At 74.7% G+C, this 883-nt stretch carries 1 protein-coding gene and 1 pseudogene; both read left to right on the top strand.

All coding sequences use genetic code 11. The annotated features are described in order from the left end of the window. Positions 1-187: 187 nt before the first annotated feature. Positions 188-469: an HU family DNA-binding protein gene (locus HMPREF3105_RS09725; protein WP_002858339.1), complete on the top strand. Its 282-nt coding sequence runs from the start codon at positions 188-190 to the stop codon at positions 467-469. A 157-nt stretch (positions 470-626) separates the two neighbouring features. Continuing rightward, positions 627-883 (top strand): annotated as a pseudogene (locus tag HMPREF3105_RS09720) (hypothetical protein); the annotation flags it as partial.

The following is an 883-nucleotide window of genomic DNA, read 5'->3' as shown; positions in this document are numbered from 1 at the left end:
GGCGCCCCTCCTTGAGAGGGGCGCCGCCGTCGTCGTGCCTCGGGGGTGGGGGCGACCCGGGTCACGGGAAATCGCGGATTCTCGCGGTTCAGGGGGCGATTCGCCCGCGGAGAGGTGGTACGTTCACAACTGGCAGCCCGGTCCGAACGGCCCGGGAACCGTAACCGACGTCCCATAGGGAGGACCCATGGCCATGAACCGCAAGGAACTCGTCGCCGCCGTCGCCGAGCGCTCCGGCAACACCCAGGCCGCCGTCAGCGATGTGCTGGACGCCCTCTTCGAGGTGTTCACCGCCCAGGTCAAGAAGGGCGAGAAGGTCTCGATCCCGGGCTGGCTGGCCGTGGAGCGCACCGAGCGCAAGGAGCGCACCGGCCGCAACCCGCGCACCGGCGAGGAGATCACCATCCCGGCCGGCCACTCCGTGAAGGTGACCGCCGGCTCCAAGCTCAAGGCAGCCGCCTCCGAGTGATCCCGGTCGCGGTGCGCGTCCCCGGACCCACGCCGCACGCCGCAGGACGGGCGTCCCACCCTCGGGTGGGGCGCCCGTCGTCGTCTCCGGCCGCGTAGGATGGGCGGACGATCGTCCGGCCGACGTGGACCGGGGCCGTCAGGAGAGGAGTCGTGGCATGCGCAGCGCCGTCGCCGCCGCTCCGTGGGCCCCGTCCGGCCTCGAGGACGCCCCTCCGCGCGTCGTGCGTGGGCCGGCCCGTCTGGCCCGGGGCTGGGCCGGGTCCCTGGCGATGACCGCCCTGGCCGCGCTGTTCCACACCGCCGCCGAGCCCGGCCACGGGTTCCCCGAGGTCGGCGTGGTCGCCTTCGCGGCCGTCCTCGCCGCCCCGCTCTGCACCGCCCTGGCGGGCCGCGCCCTCTCGCTGTGGCGCAC

It is taken from the genome of Micrococcus sp. HMSC31B01, assembly GCF_001816085.1.
Lineage (GTDB): Bacteria > Actinomycetota > Actinomycetes > Actinomycetales > Micrococcaceae > Micrococcus > Micrococcus luteus.
The sequence above is the reverse complement of the archived record's forward strand: the minus strand, read 5'-3'. Positions and strand labels throughout refer to the sequence as shown.

What these genes read in the sequence shown, in the direction of transcription:
- HMPREF3105_RS09725 (WP_002858339.1), top strand. Translation starts at nt 188, where the DNA reads ATGGCCATGAACCGCAAGGAACTCGTCGCCGCCGTCGCCGAGCGCTCC.